Origin of the sequence: Cedecea lapagei (assembly GCF_900635955.1) — a bacterium.
GTDB classification, from domain to species: domain Bacteria; phylum Pseudomonadota; class Gammaproteobacteria; order Enterobacterales; family Enterobacteriaceae; genus Cedecea; species Cedecea lapagei.
In genome coordinates, this window is sequence record NZ_LR134201.1 from 2,772,950 (window position 1) to 2,793,305 (window position 20,356).

The following is a 20,356-nucleotide window of genomic DNA, read 5'->3' on the forward strand; positions in this document are numbered from 1 at the left end:
CTAAAAATTCATCATGTGCATACGAAAAGTGTATAAAAATGCAAAGGATATATGATTATGAATGCTAACCCGCTGGATACCACAGACCAACGAAAAACTTGATAAACTTGCTTTTGATATCTATAACCAGGCTATCGATGAAACAACTCCGCTATATCAGAAATTCGCACCAGCAAAACAAAAAGCTAAAAATGCATATCTTGCTGCTCATGCCCATTATTTAGAGCAACTTAAAGATGAGGTAGCGAAAACTTTAGACTCTGCGATAAACGAACTACTGTTTAGTGCGATACAAAAATCCGTAAATAGCGATCCATTATCACCTTATATTTATTGGGTTAATAACGCAAAGCCACGCCCTGCTTTTGATGGTACATATGAGATTCCAGGTGGAAGATATTCTTATGATAATCCTGATGCAATATACAGGATGATCCCAATTGATGGCAGTCAGCGATATATTCTACGTGGACAACAAAATACGGCTGGAGGAACTGGCGATTACACCTATTCACTTATTTTCAACCCCAACTCTCAAAATACTGTAGCCTATCTGGACAAAAGCACATTAAAGGTGGAAGTAGATGGGAGTTATATTATTACAATTGACAACACTCCTGGTTCCCTGGATGAAAATCATCTTCAGTCAACTGACAAAGTCTCTTTTTTATTTATTCGTCATAATATAACAGACTGGTCTGTTGAAACTGCGGATACTCTCAGCGTTGAGCTTGCCGGGCAGCAGAGAAAAATATCTCAATCATTATCTGATATCATTGATACAGCCATTAAAAATCTGGACGAAAGTTCGATTACTTATGGCGTAGGTGCTATGGGCCTGGAGACCTATATACCTAACCTCGTCAACACGTTACCACAGCCCAAGCAATCACCCATTATAGGTACTCTGGTTACCCAGGCGAGCTCTTTTGGTCATATCGATATAAATGAATCCGAAGCATTCATTATCACTATCACTCCCGGTAAAGCTGGTTATTTTATTGTTCCTGTAACGAATGCATGGATTATTTCGGTTGACGCAGCAAATCATCAGTCAAGCCTTAATAACACACAAGCCCATTCTAATAATGATGGCACCTATACTTTTGTTGTTAGTATACAGGATCCAGGAGTGGCTAATTGGATTGATACAGTAGGTCTTCACGAAAATACATTAATGATAAGATGGCAAGATATGCCAGAAAATGCAGAGCCAGCACTTAACTATGAACTGGTCACGTTTTCAGAACTAAGTCAACATCTACCTCCGGAAACGCAATATGTAACCCCTGATGAAAGAGCGAAAATATTAGAGCAAAGAAGTACCGGCTACAATAATCGATTAGTGAATTGATGATTAATTGAAATTAGGGAAATCGACCGAGCATAGGTGCTACCTAAATGGGAAATACCCCACGCTAAGCCTGTTTTTGAGCTGGGATAACGGGCAGCTGTGAGCGAGGAGCGGAGGTAATCGTTGATACCAGCAGCAGGCTTTAGCTATTGCGAAGCAGCACTGATAGCAGAATTTTACATCAAGTGATAAGGTCAGGTTTCCCATAACCTTATGAGCAGGTATGTCCGTGAGCATTTTAGAGAAGCATGAGTGGCATAAGGATAACTACCTGGTGAGTACAGACAGGGAAAAACTGGATGTACAGGCTATCCATCGCTATCTTACGAGGTCAACTTGGGCTAAAGGGATTGCTCTGTCCATTGTAGGCGCATCAATAGAAAACAGTCTTAATTTCGGCGTTTACCATGATGAAACCCAGATAGGTTTCGCCCGTTGGATAACAGATTACGCTACATTCGCTTATCTTTGTGATGTTTATATTCTTGAGGAATATCAGGGCGAGGGGCTTGGAAGATGGATGATGCAATGCATACATCATCATCCCGTCTTTGATCAGCTTCGCAGAATTATGTTGTTTACAACAACAGCTCCCTGGCTCTATCAAAAATTTGGGTACGAACCCGTTAATCGGGAAAACTATGCATGGAGTATCACCCGGCCTGATATTTATACCAATGTAAAAAATCCCGACTGACCTACGCTCCTATTCATTTCCAGGCTGGCCAGTTTACTCTTCGGTTTATAGTGTCCTCTTCTGGCACGAAGCGGACGGGGCATGAGGCTTAGGGGCTGCATTGAGCGAGGAGTGGACGTTATAACGTACCTATCATTCTGTTTTAAATGCCGTTAGGCTTCTCTCTGCTCGGGTAATGGTTATAGGAGCGTACTGAGAGTGGTTGTCTTTTAGAGTGGCAATACGTTATGCTCATTTCGCTCGTCATATCTTATATGATGTCAACTTACACCATAAAATTTCTAACCGGTATTGAAGATGGAAAATTCAGATTACAAATATAATTTACAGGAACTTCTTTGCTTAAAAAATTTTAGTGATACGTTTAAAGTATTCAGTTCAGATGAGTTTTGCCAGGCTGTAGTTTCTTGGGCTGAAAGAGAGGTAATAGCTGGTGTAGACTCTGAAGCCCTTCTTATAATTGCGTCACTAGGTCTTGACCCAACGATAGATTCCTATGAAGTCGAGAAGTACTTGCTTATTTACAAAAGAGAGCTGAGTGTTCAAGAACCATCAAGACATTATAGTGCTCTAGTTTGGCTCCGCTTGCAATTGGAAAACTTAATTGCAGCATCATCGGCACAGGAAGTCGAATGTAGGCTTTCATTTTTCACTCATTATTTTTTAGACTATCCTCCACGAGCCTTTGCTTGCATAACAAATAAACTATCAAATTTATATTGGGAACTCTACGATGAAGCAATTCCTGTCTTCAATTCTAGAGCATCTAAAATGAGCGAGGATCAACTTTTAGCGCATATTAAAGATCGCTTATTTCCTTTCTACAGGATACTAAGCAATTCTGATTGGATACAAGTTTTAGCATCTTCATCTGACTCCATGTCATCACAGTAAGGCCGATAGATCTGCTCTGAGCGAGAAGCAGGTGTTGGCTATCATTTATTTTCACAGGCGTAAAAAAAGATGCCGACCTAAGCGATTCTAATGTCTTCAGATTGCTTCATTTACATATAAATAAATTCGTATTTCACGATGTAAGTGCCAATTTTATTTACACGAGCTGTTACCCATACTCCTGTCATTCCTTGCTTACGGTGGCTGCGCAGAAATTCTTTGTTTGTACAAAGCTGTATCCATCTGGTAGTGTTCTGATCTTTTAACCAGATACCTGCTTCACAATGCCCATGCTTACCTCTCGATGGCCCCGGGAATACAACCTCATATTCAGATTCATAGCTAATTATTTTGTCTGGGAAGAGATAAATATAGACATCGTAACAGTTTAAGCTCAATACAAATCCAAGGCAAAAACCGCCCAAGAATGCATTACAAAGATACTTTAATGTTTTGTTAAAAGTGCGAAGATAAAAAGCATGTATAAAAAAGATGCTTCCGATCAATATGCCAAAAGAAATATATGTTATCCATTCAGGCACCGATTTTTGTAAAATGGTATTATGGGAGATACTTGATGCCCACAACATATACCAGAACCATCCACCCATAATGATGCATGTCACGGCTGTAATGGACCATTTCCTATATTTATTTTCGAAATAATAGCTTTTATTCATAATTATGTTTTTGTATCTATCAAAAATAAAATTGTCGTTGCTACGACTAGCTATCTTAACTTATTAATTTGAATATGCATCCTGTTTCGACTTAAATTTTAAACGTCCGCCTATGGCACGAAGCGGACGGGGCATGAGGCTGCATTGAGCGAGGAGCGGACATTCTTGTACAAAGCAGGGCGTCGGATTACAGTGAGATCATTGATTCATAAGTGAGTCGAAGCAGAACAGTAGCCAATGAAACAAAAACTTCGCAAACGTAACCAAGACTGGATATCAAGGCAATTGCAACGTGCGCAAAAAGAGGAAATGCCGTTAAGTTTCTTTATTAACTTTCCCTCAATACGAGCAACTGCTTGTAATGGTAAGCGCCTTAAACGGCGTGGTCGTCTCAAGCCGGACTGGAGTCGCACATTGTTTCATCAGGGTTGGGGAGAAGTGCCGATTGTTGGGCCAAAAGGCTCAGTTTATTGGTTTGAGGGGTTTGATAAGGAACAATTACCCGGAGAAATGATGCCTCTATGGGAAGATGTCCAAATGTATTGACTTTGATTTAATAGCTTTCAGTGTAACGCTCCATCCAGGCAATAGACAGCGAGGATTAGAGGCCAATTCTACGCAAAGACTAAAGTATTCCTGTTAGCCATTAAACGATTTTATCAAGTTAAAGATAATCTACATAGCTGACCGAATCTGCGTATCCCAAAATCCTATAACCGGTGGATGTCTCCATTCCAGGGAGATGAATAGCACGAAGAATAGTACCTACTGTGGCATGCTGTTCAACTGAATTTGTCAAAATATCAAGATACTGGATATCCACATAGCCGCCTTCACTGAAATGGTAAAACCACTCGCCATCAAGTGCGGATTCATAGCCATTGAGAAAAGTGATTTTCCATAAGGGAGGAGATTCCATGCTAACCATTGCCACGCGGATCTCATTCCATTTTGTATTATTCATGCAGCTATAAAGCATTCAAACCTCCCAGGATCTGCTTCCGACAGATTAACACGCTACATTGATAACAAGGTTAGTTTCTGGCACTGAGCGGACCAGCCCGAAAATCGATGTCTGCAGTGAGCGAGAAGCGGACATCAGTGTCCGCAAGTTCTCATGTGACAGTGCAGGAGTTGCTTTTTACTATGTCTTTCCTCGGCTCAAGCCAGCAGATACTGCCAAAAGCAAAGCTGTAGTCGCTAATCCACCAGCCAGCCAAAGTGTATCCGTCAGGTTCAACATATCTACTATCTTCCCCCCACTCCACGATCCCAGCGCAATCCCTATATTGAACACCCCGACATAAAGCGCAGCGGCGATCTCCACGGCATTGGATGCAGCTTTCATCATCCATGTCATCAGTCCAACCGAAAGCCCACCATAAGCCAGCCCCCAAAAAATGAGTACACCACTACCGCCTTTGACAGAATGCCCAATGGTAATGAACAGTAACGGCGTTAACATAAGACCTGCCGCAATCAAAATCATGGTGAACGTCGTATAGCGTGTTGCGGTGATGCCAGCCACAAAGTTTCCAGCGATACCGGCGACACCGTACGCGAATAAGATGGCGCCTATCCACTGCGTATCAAATCCTGACACTGATATAAGCAGCGAGCGGACAAAGGTAAAGGCCGCGAAGTGACTTGTGACGAGAAACAATGTCATTAACAGGCCCGCTTGTATTTTGCGGATGCAAAGTTGGGCAATAAACTGGCTTATATTAGCTGACCCCTTAACGGGCAACGGCGGAATCACTGCAAGGTGGAGTAACAGGACCAGCAGGCTAAAAATTGCCATGATGCCAAATGCCCAACGCCAGCCGATAAGATCACCTATAAATGCCCCAAAGGGCACGCCCAATACTGATGCGGCAGCAACGCCGCCGAAGATGATGGAGGTCGCCAGGCCAACTGCATTCTCCGGAACCAGACGCGTGGCAAGACCGCCCGCGATTGCCCATATTCCACCCATACAGAAACCAACCAGAATACGAGCTGCGAGCATCAAGGTTAGATTTGTTGCCAGCGCAGAGGCTAGATTTGCCATCGTCAACAGTGACAGGAGTCCACACAGTATCCACCGGCGATCAATTCCACCAGATGCAATGACGACTAATGGCGCAAATAAAGCTGCCAGCAGTGCTGGCAGCGAAATCATCAGACCCGCACTTCCGGTGGTAATGCTGAGAGTTTCGGCTATGGACGTCAGCAAGCCCACTGGGAGCATTTCTGTTGTGACAACAGAGAAAGTCGCCAGACTGACAGCAGTAACGGCGGCCCAGGGACCGCGACATGATTTCATGGTAGAAAATGTACCCATCACTCAGCTCCCGTAGAACGTACACCACCCTGCTGATGCGGGATTAAATGACTTAAAAATGCCATCAGTAGTACAGGCACTGCGGAAGATAACGCGATGTAAAATCCATCCCGTGTTCCACGGCCAGTAACAACCAGACCAGTGATTAGGACACCCGGCACAACCTCCTCACTTGCCGTGCCGTGCTCAGAAAAAATGTGTCGATACAAATTAGCCATCATGACCTCCGTTAACATTTACTTGCCATAACAATGTGACATAGCGAAAATACATACAACGCGTATGAAAAAACAATATATTCATACGATGTGTTTGTAAATAATCATTCATACCGTATGTAAGGAGGAAATGATGGTTCGCCGAACCCGCGCTGAGACGGAAGAGACAAGAGCGACCTTGCTAGCCACTGCCCGTAAGGTTTTTTGTGAACATGGCTACGCTGAAACCTCAATGGATGAACTGACTGCGGAGGCAGGATTGACCCGCGGTGCGCTTTACCACCATTTTGGTGATAAAAAAGGATTGCTGGCGGCTGTGGTGGAGCAGATAGATGACGAGATGGATCAACGCCTGCAGAAGATTTCCAGTAATGCGGAGGATCCGTGGGACGGCTTTTGCAGCCGATGTCGGGCTTACCTTGAAATGACGCTGGAACCTGAAATTCAGCGCATTGTGTTACGTGATGCAAAAGCGGTACTGGGAGGTTCTTCACCTGAATCGCAACGTAATTGCGTGGAAGCAATGAGGTGCATTATTCGTGAACTGATTCAGCAAGGTATCATCGTAGACGTCGATCCGGACGGTTTGGCTTCGCTGATTTATGGTAGCCTGGCAGAAGCCGCATTCTGGATTGCCGATAGCGATGAAAGCAATGTACGACTGACAAAAGCCATCACCGCGCTGAACCTTCTACTTTGCGGATTACGACGTGTGGAATGATGGTTACGTCGGCAATAGCGGGTAGGAAATGTCCGCTTCTGGCACAGAGCGGCCTGTAAGAGTAGACAAGCGTACAGGCATCCCTGTTATCTGACAGCAGCTGATTGAAAGCCGATTCTGCGTATTCAAAACATGGCTCAGAAATGGGTCATGATTCAGAGGTACACATATGCTTCAAATGCTGACTCTCGCCACCAAGCAGCCGCGCCGGAAAATTACTCGTCAGCGATTAAACCTTGAAGAGTGGAAGAGGATATTTGCAATCGCTGATGCAAATCACCGCTATTTGGGTAATGCAATGCTATTGGCCATCGTCACCGGCCAGCGCCTGGGTGACATTTCCAAAATGAAATTTAGCGACATCTGGGATGATCACCTTCATGTGATCCAGGAGAAAACAGGCAGCAAGATTGCTATTCCTTTGTCTCTTCGATGTGACGCCATTGATTGGTGCCTGCGCGATGTGGTGGCGCGCTGCAGAGATTATGCGGTGAGCCTATACATGGTTCATTTCTTCCGCGCTACCTCAATGGCAGAACGAGGTGCACAGGTTAAGTCGAACACAATAACAATGAATTTCAGTAAAGCACGTGACAAAGCAGAAATTAATTGGGGCGACGGTACTCCGGCAACTTTTCATGAGCAAAGGTCTTTGTCGGAAAGGCTTTACGAGACACAAGGAGTAGATACCAAAAAACTCCTCGGGCATAAGTCCCAGAGACAGACAGATCAATACCATGATGACAGAGGGAAAGATTGGATCAGAATTATGTAATATATATATGCTCATTTTTAAAAATGAGCATATCGCACCGCCATAACTTCTGGGATAAATGTCCCTAACTAAAAATGACGAGGTACATTATTATTTTTTCTTTACGGGATAAAAATTATGATTATTATCGATAAACACCACGTAAAAAGTGTTGCTATCATATAGCATTCCCGTATCAGAGTGTTTGATGCCATTATAATCTTCAGGTATAATAAAGCCTATTAGCCTTTTATTTTGGTCCAATCTAAAACGACCCCATCGTGCTTGGTGAGGTACTGTTTTAGGCTTTTCAAATAAGCTATTACTTGGATAGGAATTGTAAATAGAAAGCAAGCTGTGCCGATTTTTACCAACCCCCATTTGCTGCAACTGACTCAAAGAACGTGAAGAATAATCCTTTATTTTATCAAAAAAATCACCAACACCATCAATATCCCAATCAGATATTTTTCCTGAACACCTCTGATTAGAATCAAAATAAGAAAAATTAAACTTACACCTTAACGAAAGGTTGCAACCTTTGTCATCCAGACTAACTAAGTCCTCAAAGGACTTTAGATAATCAATGGCCCTTGGATTATTAAATCTCTTTTTCATAACTTAGGCACCCCACCAATCTTCCCTTGATTATATGCAGGAACTATCAACCTATCATTCCTTAAAATATCACTCGGGATTTCATCTAATCGATAGCAATAACTTTCTGTATTCTCCTTATCCACTAAGTAGGTTCTATGCTTCCCTAAGAAATCTAAAATCTCGGTGTTATGTGTTGTAAAAATCAACTGTGCATCTTTATCGTTCGTATTTTCATCCAGGAAAAACTCAAGCAAATGAGGCAAGATGTGAGGGTGAAGGTTAATATCAAATTCATCCAAAACTAATAAACCGCCAACAAAAAGAACAGCTTTATAGTTACCAAGCTGCTTATAAAGAGACTGAGTACCGCTTGATTGCGCACTCAAACCAAGTATATCTTCCTGATCATCAAATTTAAATACAAACCATGGTCTAAATATCTCTTTACCATCTTCATTTGTGGTTTTTGATATATAAATATCATCAATGGAAGGATCGAATTTTTTAATTATCCCCTTGGCAAACTCAAAAGCCTCATCATTATCATAATAAAACTCATTTATGTAATCTAAATTATGAGTTTCTTGTAACAATCCATTGTAACTAACATTCGAAATAATTTTATTGAACTTGGAGTGAATAGCAAAAACACTTTTAACATCATACTGAACAGCCATGCTAAATAAAGAAACGTTTTTTCTCATTTTTATTTTCTTAAGTTCCACATGCTCTTTGCTGGCATAAGTTATTTCATCATCAATCCTTTCAATTATTTTAACCTCTCTCTTTAATTTTTTGAACAGCGTTTCACGTTTAACTTCAGTTTCTGTAAGCACGGCCTCATATCTATAAACTACCCCATCCAATAGGAATGAAATATAAAACTCGGAGGGATCGGAACTGTTAAAATACGGATCAAATAATATATATCCGTTAACTTTAGAATTGAAGGATGCGCTAACAAAACCAGACAAAAAATTAATAGCTTTTAATATATTTGTTTTTCCAGAACCATTAGCCCCTTTTACACATAAAATATTTGAAACGTTTTTACCTCTCGATATTTTTTGAGGACATGTTTTCCCAAGCTCAAATGAAATATCAAAACCATCCTTAAAACTATAAAAATTTTTAGCACCAAAATTCAAAATCATATAAGACCACCCTTAATGTTGATGGATACACAATAGCATAATGTCAATGTAAAACCAACAAAATGACAAATCTGACACAATAACTGCTTAAGATAGAGATCATCAACACATTTGAGAGAACCACAAGTATCGCTAAGTGACCATAACACCTGAGTTTAATTTTAAGCGGTATAGCACTAGGAATAACGGGTTTTGATAACCTATTTTGATAAAATTTTGATAACCGTTCGAAAGCTAATAATAAAAAACGGGAACCCTGAGGCTCCCGTTGTCACATCACCAGCAGGGCTGATTACATGTGTTTAATGATAGCGTCGCCGAACTCTGAACATTTCAGCAGCTTAGCACCATCCATCAGACGCTCGAAGTCATAAGTTACGGTCTTAGCTTCGATAGCGCCTTCCATACCTTTAACGATCAGGTCAGCGGCTTCGAACCATTCCATATGACGCAGCATCATTTCTGCGGACAGAATGATGGAGCCTGGGTTCACTTTGTCCTGGCCTGCATACTTAGGTGCGGTACCGTGGGTCGCTTCGAACAGCGCGCAGTCGTCACCGATGTTTGCGCCCGGTGCGATACCGATGCCGCCAACCTGTGCCGCCAGGGCATCAGAAATGTAGTCGCCGTTCAGGTTCATACAGGCGATAACGTCGTATTCCGCAGGACGCAGCAGGATTTGCTGCAGGAACGCATCGGCGATCACGTCTTTAACGACGATCTCTTTGCCGGTGTTAGGGTTCTTGATTTTCACCCACGGGCCGCCGTCGATAAGCTCGCCGCCGAACTCTTCGCGAGCCAGCTGGTAGCCCCAGTCTTTGAACGCGCCTTCGGTGAACTTCATGATGTTGCCTTTGTGCACCAGGGTCACGGAATCACGGTCGTTGGTGATTGCGTATTCGATGGCCGCACGAACCAGGCGCTTGGTGCCTTCTTCTGAGCAAGGCTTGATGCCGATACCGCAGTGCTCAGGGAAGCGAATTTTCTTCACGCCCATTTCGTCACGCAGGAACTTGATCACTTTGTCCGCTTCGGCGCTGTCCGCTTTCCACTCGATACCCGCATAGATATCTTCGGAGTTTTCACGGAAGATAACCATGTCGGTCAGCTCAGGCTGTTTAACCGGGCTTGGGGTACCCTGGTAGTAACGCACCGGGCGCAGGCAAACGTACAGATCAAGCTGCTGACGCAGCGCAACGTTCAGGGAACGAATACCGCCGCCGACTGGGGTAGTCAGTGGGCCTTTAATGGCCACGCGGTAATCACGAATCAGGTCCAGAGTCTCTTCTGGCAGCCAGACGTCCTGGCCATAAACTTGGGTAGATTTTTCGCCGGTATAGATTTCCATCCAGGAAATTTTCCGCTCGCCCTTATAGGCTTTTTCCACGGCGGCATCCACCACTTTAATCATGGCAGGGGTCACGTCCACACCGATACCATCCCCTTCAATGAACGGGATCACTGGGTTGTTAGGGACGTTGATTTTGCCATTTTGCAGGGTGATCTTTTTACCTTCCGCCGGAACGACTACTTTGCTTTCCATTCACCTCTCCTTCGAGCGCTTCTGGTTTTTTGTTAATGATTTGTAATTTGCGGGCTCATACTACTGCAATATCAGGCTCGCGCCAATCACTCATGTTTTCCGTTATAATGCGACAATCCACCCGCGCTGAAAACACTATGAACAAAACTTCTTTTAGGAATCACCAAGTTAACCGATTCAGCACACATCAGACCGCCAGGCGCAAGAAGCCCGACGGGCCAAAGAAGCTGGTTATCTTCAATAAGCCCTACGATGTGCTGCCGCAGTTCACTGACGAAGCAGGCCGCAGCACGCTAAAGGATTACATTCCTTTACAAGGTATCTACGCCGCAGGCCGTCTCGACCGGGACAGCGAAGGGTTACTTGTGCTGACCAACGACGGTGCGCTGCAGGCGAAACTGACCCAGCCCGGCAAACGCACCGGAAAAATCTATTACGTGCAGGTTGAAGGCGAGCCAACCGAAGAGGCGCTGGATGCCCTGCGCAACGGCGTAACGCTGAACGATGGGCCGACGCTTCCGGCGGGCGCCGAGCGGGTCACCGAGCCGGAGTGGCTGTGGCCGCGTAATCCGCCGATTCGCGAACGTAAGGCGATCCCCACCAGCTGGCTGAAGATCACGCTTTATGAAGGCCGTAACCGCCAGGTTCGCCGCATGACGGCGCACGTGGGCTACCCTACCCTGCGGCTGATCCGCTATGCCATGGGCGACTACACGCTGGAAGGACTTGCCAACGGCGAGTGGCGCGAAGTTCCGTTAACCACCTTATAAGGAGAAGTGATGTTTAAACCCCACGTCACCGTTGCCTGCGTTGTTCAGGCCGAAGGTCAGTTTTTAGTTGTCGAAGAAACCATTAAGGGCAAAGCGCTGTGGAACCAGCCTGCCGGGCACCTGGAAGCCGACGAAACGCTGCTCGAGGCCGCGAAACGTGAGCTGTGGGAGGAGACGGGCATTACCGCCGAGCCGCAAAGCTTCATCCGCATGCATCAGTGGATTGCCCCGGATAACACGCCCTTCTTACGCTTTCTGTTTGCCATCGATCTTGAAAAACAGCTGCCGACCACGCCGCACGACAGCGACATTGATCGCTGCCTGTGGCTCGACGCCGGGGCGATTATCAACGCAGCGAATCTGCGCTCGCCGTTGGTGGCGGAAAGCATTCGCTGTTACCAGCAGGAGCCGCGTTATCCCCTGTCGGTGCTGGGGGCTTTTAACTGGCCGTTTACAGAGGGTGTCAAGTAGCAGGCTGCGTGATAGAATATGCCGCTTTGAAGTTCAATGTCGTGAGTCTCTCCATGTCTGATAACAGCCAGAAAAAAGTGATCGTCGGGATGTCCGGCGGCGTCGATTCCTCCGTTTCCGCTTACCTGCTGATGCAGCAGGGCTATAAGGTGGAAGGCCTGTTCATGAAGAACTGGGAAGAAGACGATGGTGAGGAATACTGCACCGCAGCGGAAGATTTAGCCGATGCGCAGGCCGTTTGCGACAAGCTGGGCATTGAACTGCACACCGTTAACTTTGCCGCAGAGTACTGGGACAACGTGTTCGAACTGTTCCTCGAAGAGTACAAAGCCGGACGTACGCCAAACCCGGATATCCTCTGCAACAAAGAGATCAAATTTAAAGCCTTTCTGGAGTTCGCCGCAGAAGATTTAGGCGCCGACTTCATCGCCACCGGCCACTACGTGCGTCGCGCCGACGTGAACGGCAAAAGCCAGCTGCTGCGCGGCCTGGACGGCAACAAAGACCAGAGCTACTTCCTTTATACGCTGAGCCATGAACAGATTGCCCAAAGCCTGTTCCCTGTCGGCGAACTGGAAAAGCCAGAAGTACGCCGCATTGCCGAAGAGCTGGACCTGGTCACCGCGAAGAAAAAAGACTCCACCGGCATCTGTTTTATCGGCGAGCGTAAGTTCCGCGACTTCCTGGGCCGCTACCTGCCAGCCCAGCCGGGCAACATTATTACCGTGGACGGCGAAACCGTAGGCGAGCACCAGGGGCTGATGTATCACACCCTCGGCCAGCGTAAAGGTCTCGGCATAGGCGGCACCAAAGAAGGGTCCGAAGATCCGTGGTACGTCGTTGATAAAGACGTCGCCAACAATATTCTTATCGTCGCGCAGGGTCACGATCATCCGCGCCTGATGTCCGTTGGGCTGATTGCCCAGCAGCTGCACTGGGTGGACCGCGAGCCATTAACCGCGCCGCTGAGCTGCACGGTTAAAACCCGCTACCGCCAGACGGATATCCCCTGCACGATTACGCCGCTGGACGATGAGCGCATAGAAGTGCGCTTTGAAGAGCCGGTGGCCGCCGTAACGCCTGGCCAGTCCGCGGTGTTCTACCTCGGCGAAGTGTGCCTCGGCGGCGGCATTATTGAGCAGCGTTTGCCGCTCGTAAGTTAATTACACACAAGGACGCAGCCCGTTGGCTAAAAACTACTACGACATAACTCTCGCGCTGGCCGGCATTTGCCAGTCAGCACGTCTGGTGCAGCAGTTAGCCCATCAGGGTCATTGCGACAGCGACTCGCTTCACGTCTCGCTTAACAGCGTGATCGACCAGAACCCCGGCTCAACCCTGGACGTTTTTGGCGGCAGCGAAGCTAACCTTAAGCTGGGTCTTGAGACGTTGCTCGGCGTGTTAAACGCCAGCAACCGTCAGGGTCTGAACGCTGAGCTGACGCGCTATACCCTTAGCCTGATGGTTCTGGAGCGTAAACTCCATGCCAGCAAAGGTGCGATGGATACGCTCGGCAGCAAAATTAACGGCCTGCAGCGCCAGCTTGATCATTTCGATCTTGAGTCCGACACGCTGCTGAGCGCGATGGCCGGGATCTATGTTGACGTCATCAGCCCGCTTGGCCCGCGTATTCAGGTCACCGGGTCCCCTGCCGTGCTGCAAAGCCCGCAGGTTCAGAGCAAAGTCCGTGCCGCGCTGCTGGCCGGTATTCGTGCTGCCGTGCTCTGGCATCAGGTGGGCGGTGGCCGCCTGCAGTTAATGTTTTCTCGTAGTCGCCTGACCGCTCAGGCCAAACAAATTCTCGCTCATTGTTAACCTCTCAGGAGTAGTTATGGAATTATCCTCACTGACCGCCGTTTCCCCCGTTGACGGGCGCTATGGCGACAAAGTCAGCGCTCTGCGCGCTATTTTCAGCGAATTCGGTCTGCTGAAATTCCGCGTACAGGTCGAAGTACGTTGGCTGCAAAAGCTGGCCGCGCACGCAGCGATCAAGGAAGTTCCTGCTTTTGATGCGGACGCAAACGGTTACCTTGATAAAATCGTTGCGGAGTTCAGCGAGGCTGACGCAGCGCGCATCAAAACCATCGAGCGCACCACCAACCACGACGTGAAGGCGGTTGAGTACTTCCTGAAAGAGAAAGTGGAAGCGATCCCTGCCCTGCACGCGGTGTCCGAGTTTATTCACTTCGCCTGCACTTCCGAAGACATCAACAACCTGTCCCACGCGCTGATGCTCGACACAGCGCGTAAAGACGTTGTGCTGCCGTACTGGCGTAAAATCATCGACGCGGTGAAAGACCTGGCGGTGCAGTACCGCGATATCCCGCTGCTGTCCCGTACCCACGGCCAGCCTGCTACGCCGTCCACCATGGGTAAAGAGATGGCTAACGTCGCTTACCGTATGGAGCGTCAGTTCCGCCAGCTCGGCAACGTCGAAATCCTCGGCAAAATCAACGGCGCGGTCGGCAACTATAACGCCCACATTGCCGCTTACCCGGAAGTGGACTGGCACCAGTTCAGCGAAGAGTTCGTGACGTCTCTGGGCATCCAGTGGAACCCGTACACCACCCAGATCGAGCCGCACGACTACATCGCCGAGCTGTTTGACTGCATCGCTCGCTTCAACACTATCCTGATCGACTTCGACCGTGACGTGTGGGGCTACGTGGCCCTTAACCACTTCAAGCAGAAGACCGTCGCCGGTGAAATCGGCTCCTCCACCATGCCGCACAAGGTGAACCCGATTGACTTCGAAAACTCCGAAGGCAACCTCGGCCTGTCCAACGCCGTGCTGCAGCACCTGGCAAGCAAGCTGCCGGTCTCCCGCTGGCAGCGCGACCTGACCGACTCCACCGTGCTGCGTAACCTGGGCGTGGGTATCGGCTACGCGCTGATTGCCTACCAGTCCACCCTGAAGGGCGTGAGCAAGCTGGAAGTAAACCGCGACCGCCTGCTGGACGAGCTGGATCACAACTGGGAAGTGCTGGCTGAGCCAATCCAGACCGTGATGCGCCGCTACGGCATCGAAAAGCCTTACGAGAAGCTGAAAGAGTTGACACGCGGCAAGCGCGTTGACGCCGAAGGCATGAAGCAGTTCATCGACGGCCTCGAGCTGCCGGAAGAAGAGAAAACCCGCCTGAAGGCGATGACCCCGGCGAACTATATTGGCCGCGCCATCACCATGGTCGATGAGCTGAAGTAATCTTAAGGCCCTCTTCGGAGGGCTTTTTTTTGCCCGCAGTTTGCCCCCTCACCCCGACCCTCTCCCCAAAGGGGCGAGGGAGAAAACAATGCATGTTCTTTATCCCCTCTCCCAGTGGGGAGAGGGAGAAAACAATGCAGGTTCTTTATCCCCTCTCCCGGTGGGGAGAGATACCGTCTTGTCGGCTATCCGGCAAGCGGTATTTCGGCGTCAAATTCACGCCCTGATTTCACCACGCCATAAGCCAGCTGCAGTAGCTTTCTCATTCCTGCACATACTCGCTCTTTTCCTGCCTTACCTCTACTCTCCAGCCGCCTCATCAGGTCTTTCACCACTTCATTACACCTTCCCGCCACCACCGCAGGCATATACAGTACGCTACGCAGCTCACGGCTCCCCACTTTCGACAACCTGCTTTTTCCTTTCCACATCCCGGATTCACAACGTCGTGGGTTCAGGCCTGCATAAGCCACCAGAGCCTTACTGCTGCTAAATCGCCTCAGGTTTCCCGCGAAGGCCAGAAGATTCGTACTCAGCACATCTCCCACACCCGGGATACTCTCCAGCAGCGCCTTGTCTTTTCTCAGGTCCGGGTCATCGTCGATATGCTGTCTGATTTTCTTTTTTGTTTCTTTTATCAGTTCGTCCAGCGTGGCGATGTGTTCTTTTAACGAACCGGTTATGACCTCATCTGCGGCCTCCAGCCTGTTCTCTTCCATCTGTCGCATCTCTTCAAGATTTTTAAGATGCCGTACCAGCGCGGTCAGCTGTCGCTGGCTGAGAGGGGCCGGATGCCATTGTGCTGGCTGATACAGGGCACAATACCGCGCTATCAGTGCGGCATCGCTTTTATCCGTTTTATTTCGGGCCAGTTCGGTATGACTGAAGGCATGAATACGGGCAGGGTTTTCCAGACTGACTCGATAGCCGCCATCGGACAATGCCGTGGCGAGTTCCGTGCTGTAGCTGCCGGTAGCCTCCATACAGACGTGACAGTCTCCAAAACGGGCCAGCCAGTGAATAAACTCACGGCATCCCGCATGCGTGTTAGCAAACTTTTTAGTTTTGTATTTCTGATTAGGCAGCAGGACAGCGACATCAAATTTTAGCTTAGCAATATCAACGCCGACAGAAGTGAGGGTCATATGATTCTCCGTAACCTTATGAATAATATCGCCAGACCATCCTTATGTGTGGGTGCTCAGAGGCACAGGATACCGTTCGGTCTTGAGGCGACAGGGAGAAAGGCTGCCGGGGCATAATCTCTCCCGCGGGCTCAGGGGCACCAGGGCTAGGGGATGCTCACCGGCAACCTCCCGATGATCAGTCGGGGATCTTCCCCGCACTGGCGGGGAGGATCAAGACATAAGGGTTAGGGTGAGGGGTTGTATTAGATTGTTGACTCACCGTTAATCTCCATAAGGGCATTGTTTATACGAGGTTTATTTCCTGTCATCGATAATTAGCGCTAAACTATCAATACTATGAATAAACTGGGGAAATACGATGCGCGTTCTGGTTGTGGAAGATAATGCCCTGCTGCGTCATCACCTTAAGGTTCAGCTTCGTGAAGCGGGCCATCAGGTAGATGCGGCCGAGGATGCCAAAGAGGCAGACTATTTCCTTAATGAACATACACCGGATATCGCGATTGTTGACTTAGGGCTGCCGGACGAAGACGGCATGAGCCTCATCCGCCGCTGGCGCAGCCACGACGTGACAATCCCGATTATGGTGCTGACCGCCCGCGAAGGCTGGCAGGATAAAGTCGAAGTGCTTGGCGCGGGCGCAGACGACTACGTCACCAAACCTTTCCATCTGGAAGAGGTGGTTGCCCGCATGCAGGCGTTGATGCGCCGTAACAGCGGCCTGGCCTCGCAGGTCATCTCCCTGCCGCCGTTCCAGGTTGATTTGTCCCGCCGCGAGCTGTCGATTAACGACAATCTGATCAAGCTCACCGCGTTTGAGTACACCATCATGGAAACCATCATCCGTAACGCCGGCAAGGTGGTCAGCAAAGACTCGCTGATGCTACAGCTTTACCCGGACGCAGAGCTGCGAGAAAGCCACACTATCGACGTGCTGATGGGCCGTTTACGTAAAAAAATTCAGGCCGAATATCCGCAGGAAGTGATTACTACCGTGCGCGGCCAGGGCTACCGATTCGATCTCCACTAAATGCTGAAAATCTTTCGTCATATTCTGCCCCTCTCGCTGCGGGTTCGTTTCTTACTGGCTACCGCAGCAGTCGTAATGGTGCTGTCCCTGGCCTATGGCCTGGTGGCGCTGGTTGGCTACAGCGTCAGCTTCGACAAAACGACCTTCCGCCTGCTGCGCGGGGAAAGCAACCTGTTCTATACGCTGTCCAGCTGGAAGGACGGCAAGCTGCAGGTGGATTTGCCGGACAACATCAGTATTCAAAGCCCGACCATGGCGCTGATTTACGACGAGCACGGCAAGCTGCTGTGGATGCAGCGAAATGTCCCGGACGTGGTGCAGCAGATCCAGAAGGAGTGGCTGACCGGTAACGGCTTCCACGAGCTGGAGGCCGACTACGCCACCAGTACCGCCCTGCTGGACAACGACAAAGACCGCCTCGCCCAGCTGAAAGATATGCATGACGACGAGAGCGACGACGGCTACGAGATGACCCACTCGGTGGCGGTAAACCTCTACCCTGCCACCGCCCGCATGCCCGCGCTGACCGTGGTTGTGGTGGACACCATTCCTATCGAGCTGAAGCGCTCGTACATGGTCTGGAGCTGGTTTATCTACGTTCTGCTGGCCAACCTGCTGCTGGTGGTGCCGCTGCTGTGGCTTGCCGCCTGGTGGAGCCTGCGCCCGATTCAGGAGCTGGCTCAGGAAGTGCGCGAGCTGGAAAAACACGATCGCGACAGCCTGAACCCGGAAACGACGCGCGAGCTGACGAGCCTGGTACGCAATCTTAACCAGCTGCTGCGCACCGAGCGCGATCGGCACGATAAGTACCGCACCACGCTGACGGACCTCACCCATAGCCTGAAAACCCCGCTCGCCGTGCTGCAGTCGACATTGCGTTCGCTGCGCACCGACAAGATGAACGTTGAGCAGGCCGAGCCCGTGATGCTGGAACAGATCAGCCGCATCTCGCAGCAGATTGGCTACTACCTGCACCGCGCCAGCATGCGCGGCAACAGCACCTTATTAAGCCGCGAGCTGCATTCCGTTGCGCCGCTGCTGGATAATCTGTGCTCGGCACTGAATAAGGTATACCAGCGTAAAGGCGTCAACATCACGCTGGACGTCTCGCCGGAAATTACCTTTATCGGCGAGAAAAACGACTTTATGGAAGTGATGGGCAATCTGCTGGATAACGCCTGTAAATACTGCCTTGAGTTCGTGGAAATCACCGCCCGCCAGACCGAAGATACGCTGCATCTGATTGTTGACGACGACGGCCCGGGCATACCTGAAAGCAAACGCGCGATGGTCTTCGATCGTGGCCAGCGGGCCGATACGCTGCGCCCAGGCCAGGGCGTGGGGCTGTCGGTTGCCAGAGAGATTGTCGAGCAGTACGACGGTGAAATTCAGACAGGGGCCAGCATTCTGGGCGGCGCGCGCATGGAGGTGATTTTTGCCCGTCAGCAGCCGGAACAGAATGAAGGGTGAAATAGTCCCGTAACCCGGCCCGCCATCCGTTATAATCCGTGTCAGGCTCCTCCATCTGCAGGAAGACAATAATATGGATTATCACCTGGATTTAAACTGGCCCGACTTTATCGAACGCTACTGGCAAAAACGCCCTGTGGTGCTGAAGCGCGGCTTTAAAAACTTCATCGACCCTATTTCCCCGGATGAGCTGGCCGGCCTGGCAATGGAAAACGAGGTGGACAGCCGCCTCGTCAGCCACCAGGACGGTAAATGGCAGGTCAGCCATGGCCCGTTCCAGAGCTACGATCACCTCGGCGAAAACAACTGGTCGCTGCTGGTGCAGGCCGTGAACAACTGGCATGAACCTTCCAGCGCCCTGATGCGCCCCTTCCGCGCCCTGCCCGACTGGCGCATTGACGACCTGATGATCTCCTTCTCTGTGCCAGGCGGCGGCGTTGGGCCGCACCTTGACCAGTACGACGTGTTTATCATTCAGGGCGTGGGCCGCCGCCGCTGGCGTGTGGGCGAAAAAGTTGCCATGAAGCAGCACTGCCCGCACCCGGACCTGCTGCAGGTTGAGCCGTTCGACGCCATCATCGACGAAGAGATGGAGCCGGGCGACATTCTGTATATTCCGCCGGGCTTCCCGCACGAAGGCTACTCGCTGGAAAACGCGCTGAACTACTCCGTGGGCTTCCGCGCACCAAGCGGCCGCGAACTTATTAGCGGCTTTGCTGACTATGTCCTGCAGCGCGAATTGGGCGGCCAGCGCTATACCGACCCGGACGTGCCTGAGCGCCAGCACCCGGCGGATATTCTGCCGCAGGAAGTCGACAAGCTGCGCGGCATGATGCTGGACATTGTTAACCAGCCGGAGACCTTCAACAGCTGGTTTGGCGAGTTTATTACCCAGTCCCGCCACGAGCTGGACGTTGCGCCGCCGGAGCCGCCTTATCAGCCGGATGAAATCTACGACGCGCTCCAGCAGGGTGACTCGCTGGTACGCCTTGGCGGCCTGCGGGTGCTGCGCGTTGCCGGTGAGGTGTACGTTAACGGCGAGAAGCTCGACAGCCCGCACCGCCCGGCGGTTGAAGCGCTGGCAAGCCACATCAAGCTGGACGCAGAGAAGTTTGGCGACGCGCTGGAAGATCCTTCCTTCCTGGCCACCTTAGCCGCGCTGGTAAACAGCGGCTACTGGTTCTTCGAAGACTAAAGCCCTTCCCCGCCTTCGCCGTTTTACCGCGGTGAAGGCGGGATAATTCTGTTTATATCGCCTTCACGCCGCATCCAGCCGCCAGCCCTTTAACAGCCGGAAACGTCCGGGGCGTACCGGCACCAGGTAAAA

The 20,356-nt window shown here is 49.6% G+C and carries 20 protein-coding genes and 1 pseudogene; 14 read left to right on the forward strand and 7 right to left on the reverse strand.

Annotated features, from left to right (window positions below):
* The first annotated feature begins 61 nt into the window (after positions 1–61).
* From EL098_RS13420 to EL098_RS13430, 3 genes are all read left to right on the forward strand, one after another.
* Entirely contained in the window at positions 62–1,354 is a 1,293-nt protein-coding gene (locus EL098_RS13420; protein ID WP_126356730.1) for a DUF1214 domain-containing protein, read from the forward strand.
* Positions 1,355–1,583: 229 nt separating this feature from the next.
* Positions 1,584–2,051: a GNAT family N-acetyltransferase gene (locus EL098_RS13425; protein ID WP_126356731.1), complete on the forward strand. Its 468-nt coding sequence runs from the start codon at positions 1,584–1,586 to the stop codon at positions 2,049–2,051.
* Between the two features lie 297 nt (positions 2,052–2,348).
* Positions 2,349–2,945, forward strand: a complete 597-nt coding sequence (locus EL098_RS13430; RefSeq protein ID WP_126356732.1) for a hypothetical protein — start codon at positions 2,349–2,351, stop codon at positions 2,943–2,945.
* Positions 2,946–3,055: 110 nt separating this feature from the next.
* On the opposite strand, the gene EL098_RS13435 is transcribed toward EL098_RS13430, so the two are convergent.
* Positions 3,056–3,625: a hypothetical protein gene (locus tag EL098_RS13435; protein ID WP_126356733.1), complete on the reverse strand. Its 570-nt coding sequence runs from the start codon at positions 3,623–3,625 to the stop codon at positions 3,056–3,058.
* Between the two features lie 237 nt (positions 3,626–3,862).
* On the opposite strand from EL098_RS13435, the gene EL098_RS13440 reads away from it, so the two are divergent.
* Entirely contained in the window at positions 3,863–4,171 is a 309-nt protein-coding gene (locus EL098_RS13440) for a hypothetical protein (protein ID WP_126356734.1), read from the forward strand.
* Between the two features lie 118 nt (positions 4,172–4,289).
* Here the strand turns inward: EL098_RS13440 and EL098_RS13445 are convergent, their stop codons facing one another.
* Both EL098_RS13445 and EL098_RS13450 read right to left on the reverse strand, forming a co-directional pair.
* Positions 4,290–4,553: a DUF6678 family protein gene (locus EL098_RS13445; RefSeq protein ID WP_232012445.1), complete on the reverse strand. Its 264-nt coding sequence runs from the start codon at positions 4,551–4,553 to the stop codon at positions 4,290–4,292.
* 216 nt (positions 4,554–4,769) lie between these two features.
* The gene (locus EL098_RS13450) at positions 4,770–5,948 is read right to left on the reverse strand and encodes an MFS transporter (RefSeq protein ID WP_126356736.1); all 1,179 of its coding nucleotides are present in this window, start codon (positions 5,946–5,948) and stop codon (positions 4,770–4,772) included.
* Between the two features lie 351 nt (positions 5,949–6,299).
* On the opposite strand from EL098_RS13450, the gene EL098_RS13455 reads away from it, so the two are divergent.
* The gene (locus EL098_RS13455; protein WP_126358448.1) at positions 6,300–6,887 is read left to right on the forward strand and encodes a TetR/AcrR family transcriptional regulator; all 588 of its coding nucleotides are present in this window, start codon (positions 6,300–6,302) and stop codon (positions 6,885–6,887) included.
* A 187-nt stretch (positions 6,888–7,074) separates the two neighbouring features.
* Positions 7,075–7,662: pseudogene (locus EL098_RS13460) on the forward strand (tyrosine-type recombinase/integrase); the annotation flags it as partial.
* 90 nt (positions 7,663–7,752) lie between these two features.
* On the opposite strand, the gene EL098_RS13465 reads toward EL098_RS13460, so the two are convergent.
* The 3 genes from EL098_RS13465 to icd all read right to left on the reverse strand — a co-directional run bounded on the left by EL098_RS13465 (position 7,753) and on the right by icd (position 10,938).
* Positions 7,753–8,259 carry a hypothetical protein gene (locus EL098_RS13465; RefSeq protein WP_126356737.1) on the reverse strand — a complete coding sequence of 169 codons (507 nt, stop codon included), beginning with the start codon at positions 8,257–8,259 and terminating at the stop codon, positions 7,753–7,755.
* A complete protein-coding gene (locus tag EL098_RS13470) occupies positions 8,256–9,395 on the reverse strand; it encodes an AAA family ATPase (RefSeq protein ID WP_126356738.1) in 1,140 nt (379 codons plus the stop codon). Before EL098_RS13470 ends, EL098_RS13465 begins: the two co-directional genes overlap by 4 nt.
* Positions 9,396–9,687: 292 nt before the next feature.
* Entirely contained in the window at positions 9,688–10,938 is a 1,251-nt protein-coding gene (gene icd, locus EL098_RS13475; RefSeq protein WP_126356739.1) for an NADP-dependent isocitrate dehydrogenase, read from the reverse strand.
* Positions 10,939–11,045: 107 nt separating this feature from the next.
* On the opposite strand from icd, the gene rluE reads away from it, so the two are divergent.
* The 5 genes from rluE to purB are packed head-to-tail and all read left to right on the forward strand — an operon-like array spanning position 11,046 to position 15,381.
* On the forward strand, positions 11,046–11,708 hold the full coding sequence (rluE, locus tag EL098_RS13480) for a 23S rRNA pseudouridine(2457) synthase RluE (RefSeq protein WP_126356740.1): 663 nt from the start codon (positions 11,046–11,048) through the stop codon (positions 11,706–11,708).
* A gap of 9 nt (positions 11,709–11,717) precedes the next feature.
* Entirely contained in the window at positions 11,718–12,179 is a 462-nt protein-coding gene (locus tag EL098_RS13485) for an NUDIX hydrolase (protein ID WP_126356741.1), read from the forward strand.
* A gap of 53 nt (positions 12,180–12,232) precedes the next feature.
* The gene (gene mnmA, locus EL098_RS13490; RefSeq protein WP_126356742.1) at positions 12,233–13,342 is read left to right on the forward strand and encodes a tRNA 2-thiouridine(34) synthase MnmA; all 1,110 of its coding nucleotides are present in this window, start codon (positions 12,233–12,235) and stop codon (positions 13,340–13,342) included.
* A gap of 22 nt (positions 13,343–13,364) precedes the next feature.
* On the forward strand, positions 13,365–13,994 hold the full coding sequence (gene hflD, locus EL098_RS13495; protein WP_126356743.1) for a high frequency lysogenization protein HflD: 630 nt from the start codon (positions 13,365–13,367) through the stop codon (positions 13,992–13,994).
* Positions 13,995–14,010: 16 nt separating this feature from the next.
* On the forward strand, positions 14,011–15,381 hold the full coding sequence (gene purB / locus EL098_RS13500) for an adenylosuccinate lyase (protein ID WP_126356744.1): 1,371 nt from the start codon (positions 14,011–14,013) through the stop codon (positions 15,379–15,381).
* A 185-nt stretch (positions 15,382–15,566) separates the two neighbouring features.
* Here purB and EL098_RS13505 read toward each other — a convergent pair whose 3' ends face one another.
* Positions 15,567–16,526 carry an IS110 family RNA-guided transposase gene (locus EL098_RS13505; protein ID WP_126354442.1) on the reverse strand — a complete coding sequence of 320 codons (960 nt, stop codon included), beginning with the start codon at positions 16,524–16,526 and terminating at the stop codon, positions 15,567–15,569.
* Positions 16,527–16,887: 361 nt separating this feature from the next.
* Between EL098_RS13505 and phoP the strand changes: the two genes are divergently transcribed.
* From phoP to EL098_RS13520, 3 genes are all read left to right on the forward strand, one after another.
* Entirely contained in the window at positions 16,888–17,559 is a 672-nt protein-coding gene (gene phoP / locus EL098_RS13510; RefSeq protein ID WP_008453365.1) for a two-component system response regulator PhoP, read from the forward strand.
* Entirely contained in the window at positions 17,560–19,029 is a 1,470-nt protein-coding gene (gene phoQ, locus EL098_RS13515; RefSeq protein WP_126356745.1) for a two-component system sensor histidine kinase PhoQ, read from the forward strand. It abuts the gene before it with no gap.
* Positions 19,030–19,102: 73 nt separating this feature from the next.
* On the forward strand, positions 19,103–20,224 hold the full coding sequence (locus EL098_RS13520; protein ID WP_126356746.1) for a ribosomal protein uL16 3-hydroxylase: 1,122 nt from the start codon (positions 19,103–19,105) through the stop codon (positions 20,222–20,224).
* Positions 20,225–20,356: the final 132 nt, after the last annotated feature.